Source organism: Breznakibacter xylanolyticus (assembly GCF_003254275.1).
Lineage (GTDB): Bacteria > Bacteroidota > Bacteroidia > Bacteroidales > Marinilabiliaceae > Breznakibacter > Breznakibacter xylanolyticus.
Map to the genome: position 1 here is coordinate 1 of NZ_QKZK01000043.1, position 24,092 is coordinate 24,092.

General features: G+C 46.5%; 16 protein-coding genes and 1 pseudogene. 4 read left to right on the plus strand and 13 right to left on the minus strand.

Annotated elements, in window-relative coordinates:
- Positions 1-94: 94 nt before the first annotated feature.
- The 6 genes from LX69_RS15700 to LX69_RS15725 form a co-directional block, all read right to left on the minus strand.
- Positions 95-433 carry a hypothetical protein gene (locus tag LX69_RS15700; RefSeq protein ID WP_111446464.1) on the minus strand — a complete coding sequence of 113 codons (339 nt, stop codon included), beginning with the start codon at positions 431-433 and terminating at the stop codon, positions 95-97.
- 61 nt (positions 434-494) lie between these two features.
- On the minus strand, positions 495-1,412 hold the full coding sequence (locus tag LX69_RS15705; RefSeq protein WP_111446465.1) for an IS1595 family transposase: 918 nt from the start codon (positions 1,410-1,412) through the stop codon (positions 495-497).
- Positions 1,413-1,622: 210 nt separating this feature from the next.
- On the minus strand, positions 1,623-2,813 hold the full coding sequence (locus LX69_RS15710; RefSeq protein WP_111446992.1) for a DUF438 domain-containing protein: 1,191 nt from the start codon (positions 2,811-2,813) through the stop codon (positions 1,623-1,625).
- Between the two features lie 167 nt (positions 2,814-2,980).
- Positions 2,981-3,502, minus strand: a complete 522-nt coding sequence (locus LX69_RS15715; protein ID WP_170124429.1) for a DUF1858 domain-containing protein — start codon at positions 3,500-3,502, stop codon at positions 2,981-2,983.
- A 7-nt stretch (positions 3,503-3,509) separates the two neighbouring features.
- Positions 3,510-4,748: a DUF438 domain-containing protein gene (locus tag LX69_RS15720; protein WP_111446994.1), complete on the minus strand. Its 1,239-nt coding sequence runs from the start codon at positions 4,746-4,748 to the stop codon at positions 3,510-3,512.
- A gap of 17 nt (positions 4,749-4,765) precedes the next feature.
- A complete protein-coding gene (locus LX69_RS15725) occupies positions 4,766-5,104 on the minus strand; it encodes a cupin domain-containing protein (protein ID WP_111446995.1) in 339 nt (112 codons plus the stop codon).
- Between the two features lie 223 nt (positions 5,105-5,327).
- On the opposite strand from LX69_RS15725, the gene LX69_RS15730 reads away from it, so the two are divergent.
- The 3 genes from LX69_RS15730 (at position 5,328) to LX69_RS15740 (ending at position 9,425) form a co-directional block, all read left to right on the plus strand.
- Complete coding sequence (locus LX69_RS15730; RefSeq protein WP_111446996.1) at positions 5,328-6,836, plus strand: NAD(P)H-hydrate dehydratase; 1,509 nt, start codon at positions 5,328-5,330, stop codon at positions 6,834-6,836.
- 216 nt (positions 6,837-7,052) lie between these two features.
- Entirely contained in the window at positions 7,053-8,042 is a 990-nt protein-coding gene (rhuM, locus tag LX69_RS15735; RefSeq protein WP_111446997.1) for a virulence protein RhuM/Fic/DOC family protein, read from the plus strand.
- Between the two features lie 285 nt (positions 8,043-8,327).
- Positions 8,328-9,425 carry a DUF4831 family protein gene (locus tag LX69_RS15740; RefSeq protein WP_111446998.1) on the plus strand — a complete coding sequence of 366 codons (1,098 nt, stop codon included), beginning with the start codon at positions 8,328-8,330 and terminating at the stop codon, positions 9,423-9,425.
- A gap of 600 nt (positions 9,426-10,025) precedes the next feature.
- Here the strand turns inward: LX69_RS15740 and LX69_RS15745 are convergent.
- The 4 genes from LX69_RS15745 to LX69_RS15760 form a co-directional block, all read right to left on the minus strand.
- Positions 10,026-11,237 (minus strand): PepSY-associated TM helix domain-containing protein, encoded by a 1,212-nt coding sequence (locus tag LX69_RS15745; RefSeq protein ID WP_111446999.1) that lies wholly within the window; start codon positions 11,235-11,237, stop codon positions 10,026-10,028.
- Positions 11,238-11,584: 347 nt separating this feature from the next.
- On the minus strand, positions 11,585-12,211 hold the full coding sequence (locus LX69_RS15750; RefSeq protein ID WP_111447000.1) for a hypothetical protein: 627 nt from the start codon (positions 12,209-12,211) through the stop codon (positions 11,585-11,587).
- A gap of 241 nt (positions 12,212-12,452) precedes the next feature.
- Complete coding sequence (locus tag LX69_RS15755) at positions 12,453-13,718, minus strand: hypothetical protein (RefSeq protein ID WP_111447004.1); 1,266 nt, start codon at positions 13,716-13,718, stop codon at positions 12,453-12,455.
- A gap of 193 nt (positions 13,719-13,911) precedes the next feature.
- Positions 13,912-16,308 carry a TonB-dependent receptor plug domain-containing protein gene (locus LX69_RS15760; RefSeq protein ID WP_111447001.1) on the minus strand — a complete coding sequence of 799 codons (2,397 nt, stop codon included), beginning with the start codon at positions 16,306-16,308 and terminating at the stop codon, positions 13,912-13,914.
- A gap of 425 nt (positions 16,309-16,733) precedes the next feature.
- On the opposite strand from LX69_RS15760, the gene LX69_RS15765 reads away from it, so the two are divergent.
- Positions 16,734-18,194, plus strand: coding sequence for an aminoacyl-histidine dipeptidase (locus tag LX69_RS15765; RefSeq protein ID WP_111447002.1), 1,461 nt, complete (start codon positions 16,734-16,736; stop codon positions 18,192-18,194).
- A 194-nt stretch (positions 18,195-18,388) separates the two neighbouring features.
- Here the strand turns inward: LX69_RS15765 and LX69_RS17860 are convergent, their stop codons facing one another.
- From LX69_RS17860 to LX69_RS18430, 3 genes and pseudogenes are all read right to left on the minus strand, one after another.
- Positions 18,389-19,777 (minus strand): hypothetical protein, encoded by a 1,389-nt coding sequence (locus LX69_RS17860; protein ID WP_170124430.1) that lies wholly within the window; start codon positions 19,775-19,777, stop codon positions 18,389-18,391.
- Positions 19,778-19,893: 116 nt separating this feature from the next.
- The gene (locus tag LX69_RS15775; protein WP_245935045.1) at positions 19,894-23,835 is read right to left on the minus strand and encodes a T9SS-dependent choice-of-anchor J family protein; all 3,942 of its coding nucleotides are present in this window, start codon (positions 23,833-23,835) and stop codon (positions 19,894-19,896) included.
- Positions 23,836-23,859: 24 nt separating this feature from the next.
- A pseudogene (locus tag LX69_RS18430) lies at positions 23,860-24,084 on the minus strand (GLUG motif-containing protein); the annotation flags it as partial.
- Positions 24,085-24,092: the final 8 nt, after the last annotated feature.

A 24,092-nucleotide genomic window follows, 5' to 3' on the forward strand; every position in this document is an offset into this window, starting at 1 on the left:
ATCTTTGGAATTGCCCATTTAGAGTTAGTTGATATTACATGAAAGAATATGTATATTACTATCAATACACACTCAATGGATATTCATTGTAAAATTAGTCTTTGATTACCTTAAATAAGGGACTATTAATGCCTTGTTGTTTAAATAGATATGTCACGCTAAAGCTATCTTCTTCATCAACATCATACGAAAATTCCAATGTTAAATTACCTGTACTTTTATCTTCGGAAAGCGTACCAGTATCATAAACATGGTCAAGACTGAAATATTGAATACCTGTAATTTTTTTCAGTTCTTGTTCAGCAGCTTTGCATATGGCCTTAATTTCAGGTGACACCACTGAAATATCACTAAAATCATACTTTGATAAATTTATATCAAATTTATCTTGATTAAAATTTTCAAACAATTTTATGTATTTTAATTTCTTCATATACTACGTTTTTTGTAGTATATATTGAAATCAAAATGTCATTTTTTGTAAATATTTAGGCTTAAACGGCACATGGAATTAATTTCTTTGGAAATGGTTGGTGAGCAATACCTTTAAGAATAGCCGAATGAAAGTGAGTTTCTTTCCACTGACTTCTATTGATTCTGAAACAGAACTCATTCAAATATGATTCTATGTGTTCATGTGAAGATTTGTGATAAACACCACGAATCCATGATTTGAATTGTTGAATCATTCGATTCATCGGGTTATTGTTCTTTTTCATTCCTGATTTATCCTCAATCATATCATAATCACCATCCATTCGGTTGTAGCCTTTCCAACCATCTGTAATGACTTCTGTACCTAATGCAATGTGTTTATCAAATATTCTTCGTAGTTCTTTACCTGAGTAATTCTTGATTTTCAATCCATAGACTCGTTTGATTCCATTACGTTTCGTGGCTTCAACCACCATAACGATTTTGCGTTTCTTTGCATCATTGCTTCGTCCTGTTTTACCCCCTTCATATTCACCAACGACAAATTCATCAACATAAACCACTGAATCACCGCCATCATTATCTACTGGATAATCCCCACTTGATTTAAGGCTTTCACGGTATTTACGCATGAATAACCATGCAGTTTTTCTATTGATGTCGTATTTTCTTGCCATCTGTAAAGCAGAAAGAGATTTAGTCGTTGTAGCCATTTCAAAGACAATGTGAAATGCAGTCCTCAATGGAAATTTGATATTATGAAATATTGTATGTGCCGTTGCAGAATGTGGTCTTAAACAATGCTTACATATCTTAGTAAAAGGTTCGCTTGGACTATTCCATGCATCATTATGACTACATTTTGTGCAGGTAAAGCCTTCTTTCCATTTGTAGTATGCAAGATATTCTCTACAATCATTATCAGTCTTAAATCGCTCTTGAAACTGAAATAAACTCATGCCTTTGAAGATGTCCATAGCTGTATCCTTTTATTTGATACAAATATAAATTATAATCAACTAATTTGCAACATTTATTTCACTAACATTATGTGGGCAATTCCAAATATCTTAATAGCAAAAACAGTTATTCAAACCGAATAACAAAAAAGTAAGACATCAAAAACAACCATGAGATATATCTCAACACATCAGAAATGTAAAATCAAGCACATGTACTAAAAAGGGTCACCAATCGAGCAACCGCTTTTCCCCATCCAAAGCCTGTATGTGGGATACCTCCTGCGACACCTCAATGACTCCTTTATACTCCCCACCTGTATCACGCACAGCAAAATATTGAATCAATATCATTTGCCCCTTCATACGAATCCAAAAATCAGCCTGATTCTTTTGTCCACTCCTAAACGATTCTACAATCTTCTCAACCACATGCACACTTTCGGGGGGATGACAGTTATTGACCTCACGACCAATAATGGCCGTGGTACGAGGAAAAATCCGTTTCTTGGGCGATGAAAAATAGCAAACCTTATTATGCTCGTCAACGAAAGTGATATCAACAGGCAGATGATTAAAAATCAGCTGCACCTGCTCAACACTAAGCATCCCGGTTGAAAAATTGACCATACTATTCGTCAAACCTATTTCAGTCTGAACAGTCTCCGACTGCAATGCACTCACATAAGGAAAACCGATGCAACTCCCTTCGTGAAGCAACGCATTCAACACCTTCGGATCAATGGTTGCAAGAATGTAAGGAAACAAAATAACCTCTTCGCGAAACTTAATCGCCAGCATATTAAAGAACAAGTCGCCAACCTGACGTTTAAACAATTCGAAATCGACAACCCTATTCTCCAATTGAGTCTGCACAGCCTTGATATTACGGCGGATATCATCGTGAAACGACCACATGATTTGCAAACACCGATAATCGGGCCAATGAGACTCAATGACCGGGAACAATAAATTCTCTTTAATGGTGTAATGATTAACAAATACTACTAATTGAGCAAAAAGCTCATGAAGCTGCATCCGAATCCCATCATTAGAAACATCATCAACAAAGGCTTTAAACACCGGCCTGATGGCATCCAGACGCGACTTCATTTCGCGGTTATTTCGTTCAAGTAACCCCAAAAAAGAATCAGGAGCCGGAGCAATGCGAGAGTAATTGCGCAAGGTCAGATGGAAGACATTGAGAATCTTATTAACCATCACCTTGACATCTCCCATCGGGTGTCCTTCCTGAATAATATCATCAAACAATCGGATAAAATCAGTTGGGATAACAGTTTGAATAAAAGCCTCGTTCGCAACAATAAATTCATGAGCGTTGCCACTGTACAAAAGCAAATGCGCAAGCTCTCGAAGTTTGTTCAACCGAACGACAGCAGTTTCGGAAAATTCAGACATGCAACAGTTTTTTATAAAAGTCGATAATAAGGTAGCTTACGGCATGAGTAAAAAAACAAAAAAAGATAATTTGTCAGAAACATAAGACAAATGAGTTGTGGAGATTGAAACAAAATCCATTCAATCGCTCACCGATTGTCCATGAATCTGACACCCTCGGCGCCTAACTAAACGACAATAAAATAAACATTCACTTCCTCATCACCCTTCACTTCGACCCAATGCTGACAATTAATACTCAAAGACTTATCAATCAACGGCACGGGAATGAATGGCGCCACAACCATCAGAATCTGATTCGTATCAAGCCGCTTCATGGCAGCTAACACTTCATGCACCGGCTGATCCCCGGCGTTGAGCATGGTGCGAATGTCAATCACTTCGGCAATCTGGTGTTCCTGAAACCAGCTGGGCTTGAGGGTCACATAATGGCTTGATCCGGAATCGAAACTCTCAACATCGGACTGTCCAACCATCGATCGCAATCGGTTCACCAGTGCTTCAACCTTTAAATCGCCAATGACAGCAGCCTGAGACAACGTGGTAATTTTGGTGACTGTTTTTCGTAATACCGGGTTCTTCAGTTTTTTGAACGGGGGAGCAGCATCTATCAACACATCCTCCAACTGAGGATAAGCTTCTAATAAATCATAGATGCGAGTTTTGGGGGTAATGATCAACTTTTCCATGCGGTCATCATTTTCCGTCAGAATATGAAAGGATGCGCTTTTCGCCATCAAGGGCTCTATTTTCGGTCAAATCCTGCGATACTTCGAGGGTTCCCAGATAGTCACCCTTTTCGTCACGAAGGGCAAAATACTCTATTTTGATAAATTTGCCCTTCATCTGAATCCAAAACGGCGCATGAGACGCTTTACCAGACTTGAAATCATCCAATATCTTCTCAACAATATGTGTACTTCCGGGAGGGTGGCACAACCGTACATCGCGATTAATGATAGATCGGTTGCGCACAAAGATGCGTTCTTTCCCCTGAGTGAAGTATTTCACTTTATCGTGCTTATCTACAAAAGTCATATCGAAAGGGACAGAGTTGAGAATGGCCATGATTTCCTTGGCAGTGAAGCTCCCCGAGGGTAACTGAATGCTACCATCGGTTGCCACGGAACTCTCCACATCCGAATGTTGCACGCCTTCGGGCGTCCAATCGACTTTGGGGTCGTACAGACAAAATCCAAATTCGAGGGTTTGCTTGTGAATACTCCACCAATCATCAGTGGTGAGCACATCCATACTCATGGGCAACAAAATTTCTTCTTCCTTCTGCACCATATCGACCAATGACTGAAGGGTCGGATAGAACAACAAATCAAGGGCATCGACCAAATCACCTTTGGTAAGACCTGCCGTTTGCAACAATTCGATGCAACCTTTGATCTGCCCCCTTATTTCATCATGCTTGCCCCACATCACTTTGGGCGGCCCGGTGATGCCGTTTCGCTCAAGATAGGGAAACACCAGGTACTCTTTCCGCTGGTAGTGTTTATCCACATCCATCAGCTCGTTAAAGCATCCCTGAAGCGAAAAAACATACCTGGTAAAATCGGAATCCACCACATTGGGTAACGACTTAAGCAATTCCCTTGATTTGTCGGCCACCCGTTTGAGTTCGATGTTCTCGTGTTTGAACACATCCACCGGGTGTCCTTCGGGAATGGCTTTAGCGGCTGATAAATCGACATTACCCTCGAGGACAGAACCGTGAATGTCGCAAAGTTTCAGCACCTCTGTTTCGGGCAACCCTTCGGCAATGAGCTCCTGCTCCACCTCAACCACTTCGCCATAGGGTATGTTTTGCAACGTATCAATAAGTTGTTGACGAACCCATTGCGCAGACTCGCCTTCGTGCAACTTTAAAATGAGTTCCTTTAATCGCACTTTGCGATAGTGTGAGTTGTTTAGCAGTTCGCTCATATCTTCATTATTAAGGGTTACAAAACTTTGGTTGGATTGGTGGGGCGGGGTGCTTTAGTGACTAGAATACGTGTGACCGATTGACTTTCATTACTCAGATAATGCACAATATTGGCAGGGCTTTCGATCAATGAATCCCTTTCAAACACATGCGATTCATCGCCAATATGTACCGTTGTGCTGCCTTCTAATATATAAAAGAATACATCAACGGGCGTTTTGTGCGGCTTTAGGGTCTCTCCCGGTTGCAAGGTGATGTGCATAACCTGGGCTGAATCATGGTTATACAATTGACGCACATCGACCCCATGCGGGTTTTGCACCGGATTTTCGACTTTAAAATTTGTTGAGATCATGCTTTAATGGATTTATAATTTACGATAAATGATAAAACATCAAACCAATCAAATTGTTTAATCCAGACTACCAACCCCCCCAAAGACATCTCACAAAAACCACACAACTTCTTCGACTACCAATAACCATAATCACCCGCATTGGTTGCATAATTGAGTCATAGGCATTACTTTGGCTAAACACTTCTCGAAACCGAAAGCATTACTCTATATGATTTGAAATATGAAGATATTCACCACCCACCAAACCAAAGAGATCGACCGACGCACCATCGAACTCGAACCCATTCTCTCCATCAACCTCATGGAGCGGGCATCCATCGCCATGACCCAATGGCTCACCACACGCTTTGCGCCGGGAGTGGTCACCGTGTTCGCGGGCAATGGCAACAATGGTGGCGACGCATTGGCCGTGGCTCGAATGCTGGCCATCGGCGGTTGGGAAGTGACTGTGTGCATGGCCTCGCACAACAACCTGTCGCCCGAGTGCCAAATCAACTACACGCGACTCACCCATCTGACGAAAGTGAAACTGCACCTGCTGGCCAATGGCGATGCCATTCCGCAGCCCGACGAAGGCATTGTCATTGACGGCTTGTTGGGGTCGGGCATCAACCGACCAGCCGAAGGAACAGTCCTCGACATGATACAGGCCATCAATCGGCTCTCGCTGCAGGTTGTCTCCATCGACCTGCCGTCGGGACTCAGGGGCGAGGACAACAGCGATGTGCCACACCATGCCATCGTTAGCGCCACCCACACGCTAAGCCTTGGCTTTCCCAAACTGGCATTCCTGTTCCCCGAAAACGACCATTGCGTGGGTGAATGGCACGTGCTGGAATTTGGTTTACACCGCACAACCATCGAAGCCATGACAACGCCCTGGCATCTGACCCGTGCGATGGACGCCAAAGCCATCCTTCCTGCCCGGGACAAGTTTGCGCACAAAGGACATTATGGTCATGCCCTGCTAATGTCGGGATCATATGGCATGATGGGTGCTGCCGTGCTGGCGTCGAAGGCGTGCCTGAAGGCCGGCGTGGGTCTGCTCACCACCCATGCACCCCGCTACGGTTACGAGATATTGCAAACCACAGTGCCCGAAGCCATGGTGAGCATCGACCGGTCGGACATTCTCATTTCGGAGTTTCCCGACCTGACGCCCTACGATGCCATTGGCATCGGGCCGGGCATCGGGCTAAAGACCAACACATGCGAGGCTCTGGCTCAGCTTCTCGATCACATCACCACCCAACGCATGGTGATGGATGCCGATGCCCTCAACATCCTGTCGCAGCACCCCGAACTGCTCGACAAACTGCCGCGAGAGACCGTGCTCACGCCCCATCCAAAAGAGTTTCAGCGTTTGGCCGGCAATTGGAGCAACGACTACGAACGTCTGGAACGGTTGCGCGCCTTTGCCATCAAACACGGCATTGTGGTGGTGCTCAAAGGTGCCTACACCACCATTGCCACCCCCGAGGGAACGTGCTACTTTAACACCACCGGCAACCCGGGCATGGCTTCGGCCGGCAGTGGCGATGTGCTCACGGGCATCATTCTGGGGCTGCTCTCGCAGAAGATCGCCCCGGCGCAAGCAGCCATTTTAGGTGTATATTTGCACGGCAGTGCCGGCGATATCTATGCCAATGCCGAATCGGAGGAGTCGCTCACGGCCAATGACCTGGTTCGACATTTGGGACAGGCATTTAGAGAACTGAAAAACAACTAACAGCTTGCTCTAATACCATAAGAGTTTTAGTATCTCAATAAAAACAAACATCAACCACATATATCATCTTATGGAAATACATAAAATCTACGATTGACCGTTTCTTCATTATGATTTCCCACAAATGATACTAACGACGAACACATCATCAGCACTAAGAAAATAATCATAAACAAACCCCTTGCTGTCAGCTGATCTAAATTATTCAAACAAACGATGAACCATTCCGACATCATCATATATCAAACAGAAGACGGAAAGACAGAAATAAACGTTCAAATTGATGACAAAACAGTCTGGTTAAGTCTCAATCAAATAGCCGACTTGTTTGAACGAGATAAATCAGTTATATCCAGACACATTAACAACATTTTCAGAGAAAAGGAATTATTAAGAGATTCAGTTGTTGCAAAAAATGCAACAACTGCTTCAGATGGAAAAACCTACCAAGTTGATTATTTTAATCTGGATGTGATTATTTCAGTAGGATACAGAATTAAATCAAAAAGGGGAACTCAATTTAGAATTTGGGCAAATCAAATTCTCAGAGAATACTTGATTAAAGGATATTCTATCAATGAAAAAAAATTGACCAAGCAAAATGAATCATTAAAAGAATTACAGGAATCAGTAAAAGCCCTTCGAACAGTCCTAAACTATAAACCACTATCAAACGAAGAAAGCAAAGGCTTACTTAGAATAATAACTGACTATGCATTTGCGTTAGATATACTTGACCAATACGATTATCAAAAACTAGAAATAAAGGATACATCAGGCAAAGAAACATTCCAACTAACGTACGAAGAAGCAATTTCACAAATCAAGATGGTGAAAATCACTCACGGGAATAGTAATCTGTTTGGCCACGAGAAAGATGATTCGTTTAAAAGTTCGATAGCCACAATTTACCAAACATTTGAAGGACAAGATTTATACCCAAGTATCGAGGAAAAAGCAGCCAACCTACTATACTTCATCACAAAAAACCATTCATTCTCAGACGGAAACAAACGAATTGCTGCTTTTATATTCCTATATTTTTTAGAAAAAAACAGGATTTTATTTGCCCCTGACGGAAACAAAAGAATTGCAGACAACACATTAGTGGCCTTAACATTAATGATTGCTGTCAGCAAACCGGAAGAAAAAGAGACCATGATAAAAGTAGTCGTGAACTTGATCAACAAAAACAACTACTCATAGTCATTACAATTATCATCATCTGAAAAAACTAACCATCAACCCAATAACATCAGAGTAAAAATAAACGCTCAGACGCTCATTAACGCAGTCGCTTGGCTATGCCTGGAAAGACGCTAAGCAACTTCTATTTCATCAATCGATTTAAAACTCGATTAAACCCTTCAACTTTGCGCCTCGGCATCTCTGCGTTTAATTCTTATTCATTGACTCAATAATTATTCAACACCCAATTCGCATAAAACCCCGAAAAAACTGTTTTACCCATAAAACCATATTGATTCTATCATGAAGCACATCCTTCTCCCGGCCGCTGTGGCATCGCTGATGACCATTTCGTGCAGCACCGCACGTCAGGCGGCCGTAAAAGTGAGCGTAACGCCAACCTCATCGATGAGCAATGCCACCGATAACGTGGTGGTGTATCACCTTCCGCAAACCGTTTTGCGGGTCGAAGTAGAAATGGACAAGGTGATTCGCAAGGCCGGTCCCTACTTTCGCTACACCGAACGACTGCTCAACATCAGCAACGTCATTCTCGAAGATTCCGAAAGCTGGCGCATCCGCTCCATCAAAGTGGTGCCGGTGGGTCGTGCCGACGACAACCAGGCCTACGCCATAGCCATGGACGGACCGGGCGTGGCACAAAACGTGACACTCAACAATCAGGGGGTGCTATGCGGCATCAACCTGAGCACCCCATGCATGGATGTTCCCGCTGCCTCGTATGTCTACACCCATGAAATGCAGAAAACCGATGTGACCTTCGACGCCGTTCCGCGCCTTGAGAAACTCCTGAAGCAAACCTCCACGGCAGCCATGGCCGAAGAAGCGGCCAACTACATTTATAAAATACGCAAGCGGAGGTCGAAAATCTTCTCGGCCAACTTCCCGATACTGCCGCCCGACGGGTTGTCGCTGGAGCTCACCAAAGCCGAACTCGACACCCTGGAGACCCAATTTATGGAACTCTTTACCGGCAAAGAAACCGTGCAGACCATTAAGCGCGTGATTGAATACATCCCTACACGCACCAACCCCGACAACATGGTGTTGTTCCGCTTCTCGGCCAACGCAGGCATGGTGGATCCCATGGACTTGAGCGGTGCACCCGTTTACCTGGAGGTGAAGCACAAAAACATCCCCGAGTTGCCCCACGCCGAAGCGAAAAAAGAAACCAAAAGCAACGGCCTCTACCACATCAAGCCGGGCAAAGCCACCGTCCGCATTGTTGACCGCAGCACCCTGATGCTCGAAGAAGAAATGGACATTGCCCAGTTTGGGCAGGTGATGTCGATGCCTGCCGCGGTGCTCGAACAACCCAACGTATCGATAGAGCTGTCGCCCGTTACCGGCGCCCTCAAACGGGTGAACACAAGCAAGTAACATTGAGATAAACGCAGAGGCGCGAAGGTGCAGAGTGATACAACTCAGCATTTAATCTTCGCCCTCTACTTAACAAACTAAGAACTAACGCTAAGTTGCAGTGAAATAAGATGAGAACCTGTGAGGAGAAGAAGGCTCAGTGCCACTCGGTAAAAGAGTTATCATAGTAGTAGGATAGACATTTTTACGGATGTCCATATCGGCTTTTTATTGGCTCTATTCTGATTTGTGTGGGTAATCATAAGTATCAATTCACACTAACCATTTTTTCGTGCCCTCGAGCCGGGCGGGCTCTTACTTTTTGGCTACAGCCCCAAAAAGTAAGCAAAAAAGGCCGCCGCTGACGTAAAATGGCTAAAAATCATAGGCCTTCGCTAAAATCTGCGAACTCGCAAGCTCAAACAACGCATATTTTTTAACGCTCAGGCCTATGATTTTCTTAACGCCATTTCCCGAAGGCGGCTTAGTTACCTTGTTTGATTTCGTGCATTCATATTTTGTTTACCCACAGGATTCGACATAGAGCCTTTTTATTTAAACACAAGGCGTTTCATATTAACTCAGCGCCTTAGCGTCTCAGCGTTTATTTCTTACTCTTGCTCAGCGCCCCGATATGCGTGCCTTTTTCCACCACAGCAAAAAGCCCGTCACGGGCAACGAACAGCCAATGAGCGAAGCCAGAGCATAAAGGATGATGCCGGGCAGGCCCATGAATTCGCCCGTGTGCAGGGGCAGCGACAGGGCCATGAACTGCTTGTGCAGGGGCTTGTCGGCAAAACGATCGAGCGATTTCACGTCGCCCCGCTTGTCGAGGCTCAGCACATCGGGCATGCGCACGCCCAGCCAGTTGTGATCGTTGATGCAGGTGATGGTGTAACGGGGGTCGTGCTCGTCGGGGAAGCGCACCACGGTGTGACCCGAATACCCCAGCTGTTGACGCGCCAGCCACAGCACACTGTCGATGCCAATGGGGGCGGCATTACCCATGGATGTTTGTTCAGCCTGCTTGTCGAGCATCTGTTGCAACAAACCGGCAAAGTCACCCGAAGGCTCCGAAGCATCCGACGCATGCACACTGACCGAGGTGACCGATTGCCCCCCCAACATGACAATGATGCCGTTCTTCACCCATGGGTAGGCCACGTACAGTCCGGTGAGGGCGATGAAAAGCAGCAGCACCAGCGAATAAAACCCCAGCGTGTTGTGCAGGTCGCGCACCACCCGCAACCAGGGATAGCGCCACTTGATGGAAAGACCGTCGCGCAGGGCTTTTTTGTTGCGCGGCCACCACAGCACCAGTCCGGTGAGCAGCATGGCCACAAACACCAGCACCGAGGCTCCCACCACTTGTTTCCCCACGCGATTCATCAACAATGTTTTGTGCAGGCTCAGCACCACCGAAAAAAACGAAGCCGACGCATCGCTCCCCTCGCCCAGCTCGATGCCGGTATAGGGATCGACGTACACCGTGCGCGCACTTTGCGTGAGGCCATCGGCATAGCTGATGATCCAACTTTTGGTGTCATCATCGGGAAGGGTGATGGCATGCACCACGCCCCCGTTGCCTTGAATGCCCTCAACGATGTGCCCCGGCGTCAGCGGTGACATGGCCGATGACGACACGTTGGCCACCCGGCGATTCATCCAGCTGGCCACGGGGGTTTTAAAGGCATAGATGCTGCCCGTGAGGCACACCACCAAAATGACACCCGACGAGAGCAGCCCCAGCCACAAATGCAGCATGGCACTGATGTAACGAAACATCGACTCGGCGCCGCGCCGTGGGCGGAACAATGATTTGAGACGATTCATGGGGTTGATTTAAGTATCAAAACGTTAGACTCAGAGACGTTAGACTCAGAGACAGAGGATGAGATGAAGAGAGATATGCAGACATCATCTCGTCAGTCTTTTCTATCTGTCTCGAGGTCGCTTCGTCTTCTTATCTCCTTAAAAAGATAAAGAGAAGTTCAACAAAAGGCGGCGGGCTTTTAGGCAATTCACCGCGGTGAATTTTTATTTCACCGCGGTGGTTTCAAAATCCACCCGGGTGACTTTACCAAATGACGGCCGTCAAATTTAAATCGACGGCCGTCGATTGGTAAAAAGGCGACGGGCTTTTCCTCAAAAGGCGACCGGCATTGAAGGACGCTGCCGTGTCAGTTTTTCTTTTCGGCCTCGGGCTGGGTGATTTGCGCCACCAGTTGCAGGTATTGCGCGTACTGTTGCTCGTTGAACACGGTACGCAGGGCGGCTTTGCGTTCAGCGTCGAACTTGTTCCAGTATTCTTTGGCCAGTTCGGCGTTGCCGTGATAAATGTCGTGCGCATCGTAATAAGCCTTTTCAAAAGCTTTGTTGACGGCATCGAGCATCGCGGCCTGTTCGTCGGTGAGAGACAAGTCGGTTTTCATCTGCGCCATCTGCCCGGCGGTGTAACCGGGACGTTTGCGGGCGTTCTTTTTCATGAATTCGGCATAGATGTGCTGTTGGTCATCGGTCAAAAACGCGGCCATGTCAGAGGCTTGCGATTGGGCAATGGCCTCGTTGCGCTCAAACATGGCAATGCGATCGACCTTCTCGCCCTGAGCCGGACGACCGGCTTCGCGCATTTGATTGTACTTATCGAGCACCACATCGAATTGCGCCGACTGTTCAGGCGTCAAGGCCAGCTCGGCTTTAAGCTTGTCGTAGTCGATGCCCCTGCGGGCAGGCTTTTGCGTGTCGCCGCACGCCACCATCAGCACAAGGGCGAGCAGCAAAAGAGAAAATTGTTGGATTGTTTTCATCATGATGATTTTAAAAAGCCCCCTCATCCCCCAAAGGGGGACTTAGGAACGATATGTCGTTAATTACCTTATTTTAATACCTATTCTCAGAGTTTTCAATGAACACGGAGACACAGGGTCACAGAGTTTCTTGAAGTTGTGTAGTGCGTTTGAGATACTTATATCATGTACTCCTGCACTCCCGCACTCTTGCACTTCTTCCCTCAGGCACTTTGCCACTTTGCCACTCAGGTACTTTCATCTAAAATATCCCAATATAATAGGCATCAGCACCCGTTTGAATGGCGGCACCTTTGGTGAATCCGTCGGGCGATTCGGAAGTGACGTCAAACACATAAATGTGGCCGGCTTCGCCTTTAGGGGCGATGGCCATGTAAAACTTGCCGTCCTGCGCCACGCTGTACTGATATTGTTGCAACCAAAGACCCTCGAGGAGGTTGAGCTTTACGGCAGTGCCTTTTTTGAGATCGACGCGTGCCACCGACCACACGGGATCGGCCAGGGCGCCCTTGTCGGAGTTGGCATAAGGCACATAGCCAATGCCATTGCCCACGTAAAACCAACCGTTGCTAATGGTATTTTCGCCCAGCAGTTTTGAGAGGTTAAAATTGAAGCTCTCGTCGTACGCCCCGTTGCGAATGCGCAGGATGCTGGTTTCGTAACTCTTGTTGGGAACGGTGAGAATTTGGTAAATGTCGCCCTGCTCATCCACATGCGAAGCGGGCGTGCGATAGCCGTTGGTGGCGCCTTTGGCGATAGATGTGGAGATGAGGGTGGGATTGGCCAACGACGGGAAATCGACCACCAGCGTCTGGGTGTTGGTGTAGGTGGCCGACACGGCAGCACCCGTAGAGGCGTTGTAACGACGTTTGGCCAGTCCGTAATAAGCCTTTCCGTTGGCCACCACGGGCGCATCGATGCGCATCACGTAGTTGCCGGCGGCCGCTTCGGTGGCATCGTAGGGCACTTCAAACTGCTCAACACTGCCCATCGACATGTCGGCCAATTTGATGGACACCAAATAAGCAGTGGCTTTGGTGCGAAGATAATTCCCGTTGTCGTCGTAAAGATTTTCGGTCACAATGTTGTGCAACAAGGCATACTCCTCGTTGATTTTTGTCCATCGCGGATGCACCGACCCCACGGCATACTGCACGTTGGTTTCCTCAACCTTGGTGTAAACCTGACCGCCACCGGCCGTGTATTTGTAAATGCGACCGCCGCCATAATCGAGGTTGTAAAGCGAGCCGCCATCGTTCGAAGCATAGATGCGTGCCGTGCGGGTAGATGGCACTTCAAAACCATAACCGTTAAACGAAACATCACCCGTGGTCAAGTCGGTCAACGACTGCACGTACGTTTGGCTTTGGCTGTCGGAACCCACGGCCAGCGCCACGTGAAACTGTTTGCCTTCGGCCGATGAGGCATTGTCGTTGGCATCATCGTCACTACAAGCCACGGCACCCATGGCCAGCGACATCATCAATAAAAATCCTTTGAGTTGCATAATGAATAAATATTTGCCAATGTCGTTCAATCGGATCTTTTCGGGGAAAAGACAAGAAGAAATATAGACTTCAGACAGATAGAAAAGACATAGGAGACCATGAGACCCCATCTAAAAAAATCTTTCTTCATCTCATCATCTGTCTGATGATCTCACGTCTTCTTCTCTAAATTCAACGACATTGAATTGATTGTTAATATAAACGATAATTGAGTTTGGCATAAAAGGCACGCCCGGGCTTTTGCAGTGCCCAATTGTCGAACACCTGATGGTTGAATACATTCTTGGCATCGACACTGAGCGTGAACCGATAACCGGGAAAACTGTACGACACGCCAAAGTCGTGCACGCTTTGGGTGGGAATGATGGCCTTGTTGGCGCCCCCCAGGCTTGGCCAGTCGCGGAAAAACTCATGCACATAAGCCCAATTGTGCGACAGGGTGATGCGCGACCCTTGTTGTAACACATTGGCCAAATGGTAACGCGTATGATTATTGGCCGTGAAATAGGGTTCGTTGCGCAAACGGTCGCCATAATAAATGTAACGTGCCCCATAGGCATCATACTCCTTGTTAAACCGGGCATTAAAATTCGACACAGCCAGCGTCACCTGCAGTTTATTGTCGTAACCGTAAGTCACCTCGGCATCCATGCCGGTGCTGAGTACCACGTCCTGATTCTCGAAAGCAAAGGTCTCGGCCTGCTGGCTGGCCACGGCCTGACGAATCATGTCGCGCGTGTCGCGGTAAAAAAAGTTGGTGTGGATGCCCAGCGTATGTTTGTTCCAAAACCAGGGCCCCAGGTTGAAGCCCAAATTGGCATTGTTGCTCTGCTCGGGGTCGAGGTCGTAGGCACTGTCGATGTTTTCGGCACTGTTGCCAAATACCTCACTGTGCTCGGGCATGCGGATGGCTTTTTCGGCCGAGAGGAGCAGCGCCACACGAGGCCACACGTTGTACGAAAGCGCCAGTCCGTAACCGGTTTCGCGGGTCTGTTTGTCGAACGCCAAGGCGGTGAGCACCCCATTTGTCTTCACGGGATCTTTCAGCCCCAGGGTCTGCACGTAATGTTTCACAAACCACGAGCTTCGCAAGCGCTTGTTGAAGGCATGATTCTCGAAAGTGAAAGCCACAATGTTTTTCTGCATTTTGCGGGTATCCAACAGCTCTCGTTCGGCATCGGCACGCATCACGTCGTCGGGCACACGCTTAAAGTCATTGAACAGATAGCTGATCGCCACGCGGCTGTGGCCAAACAATCGGTAGCTCACGTTGCCGCGAGTGGTGTACACCCGTTCGTGACTCTCCTCGAGGGTGGGACTGCTCCCTTCGGCACCACTGGCCCATCGATCCCATCGGCCGTCGTTGTTGAAATCGGACAACTCGCCTTTCCAGTTATAGATGACCGCCGAAGTGTCAACCACCTGACGATTGAGCCACGAGCGCGAAGCAAACAGGTTCACGTCGAGTCCCTCAATTAGGGCATCATTCTTTTGATACGACAGGTTGAGCATGCGGGTCGTTTGCTCTGAAAACCGACGCCCGTACACCACCTCCATGGTGGCACCGTGCTGTGCCTGCTTGTCCATTTGCGACATCACGGCACCCAACATCAGCCGGTCGGCCCAGGGCACATCGGTCACACCCACCTCCACGTTGGCTCCACCCGAGCGATAACGGTCGTGAAAACGCTCAGCTTCGAGGTAGGCAATCTTGCCATTGGGCTGAGTCACGTACACCTGATCGCCCCACACCTTATAATTGTTATCGGAATAATTGTAGAAGAAAGCCCCCTTGGCCGTAAAGCCGGTGGAATCGTTGCGATAGCTGCCGCTCACGTTGGCCTGATGCGTATTGAAAGAACCAACGGAATAGGATGCACCTAACGTGTTGGCATTGTTCTTTTTCAGCACCACATTGATGGCGCCGCCCAGGGCATCATCGGAGAGATGAGCGGGCACCACGCCCTTGTACACTTCAATGCGTTCAATCATGGAACTGGGAATGCTGCTGAGCGAAAAGGATGACCCGTAATTGGCAATGGGAATGCCATCGATAAAGATGCGGATGGAATTGCCCGACAAGCCATTGATGTTGTACTCGATGCGCGAGCCCAATCCCCCACCCTGCCGGATGCGAACGCCGGCACTGCGATCGAGCAGTTCGTTGGTTTGGATGCTTTGCATTTCAAGGCCTTTGGTGTCGATGACGTTCACGGCAAAGCCTTTGGCGCGTACTTCCTTCTTCTCGTGTGCCCCGTTCACCATCACCTCGTTGATGTGGTTGACCGAACGTTCGGCCACGATGGAGAGCAATGCATCGGGTCGCTCCATCACAAATGCCAGCTCGGTGGGACGTGCTTCGATGCTGCTCACCGACACCGTGTAACGTCCATAAGGAACTTTACTCACCTCGAATTCACCATCGAGGTTGGTCACCGCATAAATGGATGCTTCGCGAAGATGCAAAATGGCATTCACAGCCGGCTGACCATCCTTAAACACCACGCGACCGGTTAAAGAACCCTGCTGCGACCAGACATTCACCCAACACACGACTAATAAAATCAAACTCAACACCCCTCTGTTCATCCCCTTCGTTTTAGTAGCACTGCCAAACATCCAGACAAGCATATTTCGACACTGCAAACCTACTATCAGGGAAGAGCCCCATCAATCCCAATTATTAAGGATTTTGACATCCTTTTATTATCAGCATTCACAACCACCTTGTTCAACAATTGCATCAAAGCTTTTACACAACACCGTTACACATGCATCATTTAAAGCAACATGGCCACCTCCAGCACCATTGCAACACATTAACAAACTCCCTATAAATGGGGATTCACCCAATGCAACAACAGTGGGGATTGAAAAAACAGGTAAATAAAAAAGGATGATAAGGCGACCGGTTCTGTCGTTAATTTAACAGAAAGAATGCGCAGATAATTTGGACAACGCCCCCTGAATGACTAAATTTGAAACTCCCAAATAACAAACCAAATACTCGCCATATGATGCAGCTCATCACATCCCTATACCCAAAGGTGTTGTGGAAACACTTTTATGATCTCACCCAAATACCCCGCCCATCCAAGCACGAGCACAAAGCCATTGAACACGTCATCGCCTTTGCCCAAAACAAGGGACTGACCTTTAAAACTGACAAAGCCGGTAACGTGGTCATCATCAAACCAGCCACACCGGGCATGGAAAACAGGGTGCCCGTGGTGCTTCAAGCCCACCTGGACATGGTTCCCCAACAAAACAGCGGCAACCAACACAATTTCATCACCGACCCGCTTCAACCGCGTGTGGTCGATGGCTGGGTGATGGCCACCGACACCACGCTGGGAGCTGACAATGGCATTGGTGCAGCCGCTATTTTGGCCGTCTTGGAAGATTCGGAAATACCACATGGCCCCATTGAAGCTCTCTTTACCGTAGATGAGGAGACGAGAATGGGGGGAGCACGCACACTAAGCCCCGACTGGCTCAGAGGCCGCATCTTTATCAACACCGACTCCGAAGACGAAGGGGAACTGTTTGTGGGATGCGCCGGTGCGGCCAATGCCTGCTGTCGTTTCATCTTTGAACGCGAAAAAATACCGGCCAACATGACCGGCTACCAAATATCAATCACCGGCCTCAAAGGGGGACATTCGGGTTTAGACATCCACCGGGGACGAGCCAATGCCAACAAACTACTGTTCCGTGTCATCAAACGCCTGGTGGCAGCTCAGGGCTGTTACCTCTCGGAAGTCAATGGCGGCTCTCTACGCAATGCCATTCCTCGCGAAGCTTTTGCCACCGTGGCCGTGCCCAACGACAACATCCCACATCTACAACTCGAAATTGACCGCCTGAATAAATGTTTCATCTCCGAATATGGTCACACAGAACCCGAAATGCAGATGACCATCACTCCCACAACGGTGACTTACATCATGGATCCCATTTCACAGGACGACCTCATCAACGCCATACAGGCTTGCCCCAACGGCGTCATCCGCATGAGCGACACCATGCACGGCGTGGTAGAAACATCAACCAACCTGGCCGTGGTACAAACGCAAAACAACGAAGTAATGGTCATCAGCCTGGTGCGCAGCTTCATCGACTCGGCCAAAGACGACGTATGCTCCTCCATCGACAGCCTGTTTAAACTGGCCGGAGCCCGAGTGTGGTACGAAGGTGGCTACCCGGGCTGGAAACCCAACCCAGACTCGACCATCCTGTCGGTGATGAAAGAAGTTTACAAAAAACATCACGGCCAGGAACCGGCCGTCAAAGCCATTCATGCTGGACTGGAATGCGGCATCCTGAGCCACACCTACCCGCATTGGGACATGATTTCCTTTGGCCCCACCATCCGTTTCCCCCACTCGCCCGACGAAAAGGTGAACATCGAATCGGTGGGTCGGTTTTGGGATTATCTGGTGGAGACACTCAGGAGTATTCCGGAGGAAGAATAATAAACTCTCAATCCCGTTATGTTGTGATGAGTTAAAAGGATTTCTCAACGAATTACACTGATTCCAAGAATTTCCATAACCTGCATAAATATCATAATTGCTTCTCAATTCGTCTAATTCTTGGATTCATTCATTGTCAGGGATTTCATTTCATGTGCTTCATCACAACATTCGGGAATAAAGTGAATAAAAATCTATCGCTCTGGATTATAAGCTTCAATGGCAGCAGCAATGGCATTTCCAACCTGATTGATGGCATCAGAAGCCATCGTTTGACTGGGAAGAGGATCTCGACGGGCATTGAGCAACCCTGTGAGCTGCGAAATCTTGTCCGATGAGTCGTAAACGGCATCTTCGGGCGATGCTTTATCCTTGTTTTTCCAATAGCCGGGCACCAGCTTCTTCACATCACCATCGTATCCGGCATACAACACCTGATCTTCGAGATTGATGCCCACCACATCGGTCACCAGGATATTGCCGGTTCGAACCTCAATAAGCGCAAACTCCACTTGCAGAGATACGGCATTGCGCTGTTGATACTCGTGATAATAAACCTTGTCGTATTTGGGACGGCTTTTTTTGATGCCGTTTTCAAGATAATCTTCAGTGCCTTTGAGATATCCTGTTTTGCGCATCGATGTACGATCACCGGCAATCACCTGAAACCGCTGCACCTGCGTTGCCAACACCGTTTGCGCCTTGATAACAGAACTTTGTCCCTTAATCCACCCGGGCATCATGAGTAATCGCCCGCCCAACCCATCAAAGGGCATGTTGGTAATGAGATTATCGGGCACCACCTTATAAAAAGGCGATTGCATGCGATTGAGACTGCTGAGAATGCTGTTTCGGACATTCTGAGCATGGTCAGCCCCCACGCTATAGAGGTACATAACCGGAGCCATGGCAATGGTAATCTGAGCTTTTGCAAGAGCTTCCTCGCGACGGGTCACCGCATCTTTGTAACCATTGGTTCCAACCACCACATCATTAAAGTCGTACCACGCCGAACGATAGAGCTTGCTATTGAAATTAGCCACCCCCGAGCGATAAATGGGCTCATACTTGGCCGTCACCCACAAGGTCTGGCAATCCTTATAAGCAGGGTCGATGGAAAGGATTTCGTTTAAAATCATCTCGGCATTGGCAAAATCTTCACTGCCGAGCGCCCGCGTCCCCTCCTGATAACGAGTGGCAAGATACTGTTCCTTCACCACCTCATAATCGCTTCTGAGCTGAACGGGAAACATCAAATCGACGCCAACGCCCGTCACCTGACGATGGTAAGCCTCAGCGTCGAGCCAGGCATATACCGCGTCGCGCACCGCATTAGACGACCGATAGTTCTTAAACAAATTCACCTTGTCGTTGAGCACCAACTGCCCACTGCGCTGAAGCCCGTTGCGTGCTTCAATGTTGTTGCGATTGGCCGCCACCGACTGATAATAAAGCTGAGCCGCATCGCGATAATACCCGGCCTGATCGAGCTTGCGGGCTTTTTTGGCGTAGCGTTTGGAGGCGCAACCAGATACAACAAGAAGAGCACAAATCAAAAACAACAAAGCTTTAACGGGATTCATACTGAGAAAATAATCATTAGACAATAGAGACGAGCATAAAAATAAAACAATTAGAGCCGGCAACCAAATCTCAGTTACCGGCTCGACATTTAAGAATTAGTAAGTTTCACAAGAATCTATCGTTTTACTATCTTATAGGAATTCCCATCAATATTTACAAAATAAACACCAGAAGACAAATGAGATAAATTCAAAGGCTGACCGTCTAATTCAAATTCCGAAATTTGGTTTCCGGTCATATCAAATAATCTCGCACGAGTCGAAACTGGAATATCATTTTTCAATATTCTCAATTCATCAACAAATGGATTGGGGAATATTACAACATTGCCCTCATTCACATTCTCCCATTCAACTGAAGTACCTGCACCTAAAGTAGAAAAGGCATAAGGTCCAGACCATCCACTCTTCTCGGCATCTGAGTAAACCGAACGAACATAAAACTGATAATGTGTTACTTGAGATAATCCGGACAATGAACATGAAGAGACAATCAAGTCATTAACAGCAATACCTGTTCCAAGAATAAAACCATCCACACCATATTCTACCTCCCAATGACTAGCATTTCCCATTTCACGCCAACTTAAATCCGCCGAGGTCTTAGTCTGATTATCAACAAACAAATCATCAGGCTGTATGAACATTGGCTCAACATAAGTCCATTCAATTGTAAAATTTCCTGAATTGAAACTATAACCACCCAATACAAACCAAACACGTTGAGTTTGACCGGTGGTATTCTCCCACAATATTGGCTCATAATCATCATCATCAACACAAGCAATCTCATTAATTCCGGGACATGCTCCTCCCCATCGCATCGAATGACGAGAATCAAAGTCATTAAACGACTGCCAAACCCTAATACTGGCGCCATGCTCTACATCCCTATAAAATATGAGATCGTTCGAGCTCCCCATATTGCATAAAGAAAAATCATTGGAAGCAGTGGATGTAGTTCCCATATATGGTGATGTTAGTTGTTTTAAATCAAACGCATTAGAACAATCATCTCCTTCAACATTCGTCTTAAACAGATATGGACCTGTCCATTCACTGAATTCATCAACAGCACATTGTGTCTGCACATAGAACTCATAAGAAGCTCCTGAAACTAAATCACTCAAAGTCAACTGATTCGAACGATTGCCAGAAACATGATTGCCAGCACCCAAAATAAAACCGGGAAGCCCCCATTCGACATTCCATAGATTTGCATTTCCATACTGTTCCCAATTTAATGTTGCACCAGTGTATGTTATTTCACTCACACTTAACCCCAACGGCTTGATACAATCAGGAAAGGTTATTAACACAACATCATCAATAAAAGCTCTGGCCCATGAAGTAATACCAGTGTAACCTAATCGGAAAGCAATATGCTTATCGGTTCCGGTATATTGATCGAAATAAACAGTAAAATCATGCCATGACTGGCCGGGGCGATTGATTACGTCAAACTCCTGATAGGCAACAAACGTTGATTCATCCAACGGATTGCTCATCGTACCCACAGTCAATTTACCAACCTCCGGACAATTACCTAAAAGAGCTTTAAAATTCAAAACGATCGAGCTTATCATCTGACCAATTTCAGGAGTAGCCAGTATTGCATATGAATTATCACCATGATACATTCGAGCACTAGAAGAAGAAGAGTAATAACGATCCATGGTTAAATCAATTTTGTAATCATCAGCCCCCGTACGATACCAACACATCGGAAACGAATAGGAAGATGCTTGATCAAACGACTGAGAATATGGAGCAGTAATCACCCCACAATTGGTTGCAAAAACATAAGGACCAGACCAATCACTATAATCACCATTCCCACAATTAGAACGGACATAAAAAGTATATTCTGTAGAAGCATCCAATGATAATACGTCATAATTCGTCACATCAATTCCTACCACAAAAGTCCCAGATCCCTGTGTAAATCCATAATTACCATATTCAACATCCCAAAGCGTTCCAGATCCGTTAGCTTGCCAACTTAATCGAACACTCTGTTCATCTATCAATGCAGCAGTCAACAAAGATGGTTGTAAACATGTTGGTTGGGTCGTAAAAAGAATTGGCAACGACCATTCAGAAACATTTAATCCATCGACAGAACGTACATATGCTTGATAAGTAGTTTCAGGAGTAAGAGCCGAAAGATTACAAGATAATGAGGAGACAACAACTGAAAACCCTTCTCTCTCCACATCAAAACCGGGAATCCCATATTTCACTTCCCACTCAGAAGCAGAACCATTCTCACGCCATGTCATCGAAGCATTGTAGGCATCCATTACCACACTCTCTAAAAAAGTCGGTTCAGGAACTTGGGGCTTCAATCCGATATTTATATCATCAATAAATACTCTTGACCATCCACTGGAAAGTTCGGAACCCAAACGTAAAGCCAGGTATTTGTCACTACCGGTATACCCAGTAAAATAAAGTGAAAACTCTTGCCATGGTTCCCCGGGCGAATTTGTGATTTCGAGCTGATGTATAGCTTTAAAAGAAGCTGGATCCGAAGGATTCGTCATGGTTCCTACAGACAATTTCCCACTTTCAGGACAATCCCCCTGCAAAGCTTTAAAATTCAAGCGCAGCAGATTGATAGAAGTTTCAGTAACAGGTGTCACCAAATATGCTTCTGAATAATCGGCGTGATACAAACGCGCGCTATTATTGGCTGAATGATTCTGATGATTTGTAACATCAACACTATAGATTTTCTTTCCATTAGAACTCCAGCAAACTGGCAAATGATTCACCTCATCAAAACTGCAAGTAAAGGGGAATGCCATTGCTTCGCAATTGGTCATAAAAGTAAATGGGCCAACCCAGGAACTCTGTTCTGTCAAGGAACACTTGCTTCGCACATAGAAATCATACATCGTTGCAGCAGACAATCCTTCCAGCAAATAAGGATTAGAACTAACATCTTCGACAATCGTACCATTGCCTTGAACAAATCCGATTTGTCCCCATTCGATATCCCAAAGATCAGCTGTTTGCATCTCAATCCAAGACAAGAGAGCAGATGATGTGGTCAAATCAGTGGCAGATAAATCTTCAGGAAAAGGACAATGAACGGGGGTAAACACCACCTGATCGAGGTAACCACAATCCGAACCTTCAACAATTGAACTGTTCTTTTGATAAACCCATCGCAACGTATGGGTTCCTCCTTTTAAATAGTAGGTTAAATTATCCCATGACGAAGTTGTGCTACCATATCGAGTTGACTGCAACTCCCCGTCAATGTAAAACTGCATTTGATTGTTCCAATAGGCTAAAACGTTCCAATAAAATGATAAGACACCAAAACCCTCAACCGAAGTTTCAATCCAACTATTTGAATAAGATGGAATAGTACCTGAACGCACAACATCAACACCATCAAAACTATTTTCAGTTTGAGCAACCCAATCGTCATAACCTCCGGTCGAAAACAGCAAATCACAATTATCAACAGCCTCGCAAAGTGTGATGGATCCCGGGGCTAAAGTTGTAAATGTAACCTGCTCGCCATAAGCAGTCCCCTGACTATTGGTCACAAAAGCACGTGCATAGTATGAAGTAGAAGCAGACAAACCTGTTATTTCACAACTAAACTTACCTGTTTGAATACCGGAATTGACCGCCATCACATTTGAATTTAAATCAGGCATTTCACTTTCCGACCAACAGACACCATAAGATGTTGCAACAGGCGTTCCCACAAAAAGGATTTTCCCCAACACATTTGCTTCATTAGGTGCAACCCCGGCTACATTCATAGTTTGAACCGTTGCCTTGACCGGATCAGATGGGTATACATCATCAGGAAACTGCCAATTTAAATAGGCATAACCATTGTTACGCCCATGCCCGATATTCCAGTTCGATTGCTCATGAATGGTTTTAAACTGATAATTTGAATTGTAATACACATCAAAACCCTGCAAATCAATAGAACTCTTACCTACCCCCCCCTGACTACTTGATTGCCCTGATGTTTGCGTATCCCAAAAACTATTCATTACGCTGGTATTGCTATTAGTCCCAATCATGCCGCCTCCATTGGTTACAACTCCGGTACTGTAACAGTTTTCGATTGCACCTGGTGACCAACTATAGCTATAAGTACTCCCAACCAAACCGCCTACACTGCTAATTCCGGAGACTGCTCCCCGACTGTAACAGTTTCGGATAGATGCATAATTGTATCCAACCAATCCGCCAACGCTATACTGACCAGTTACAGAACAAACACTGTAACTCAGAGACAACCCATCACCATTCGAATTACTCCCGACCAAACCACCAG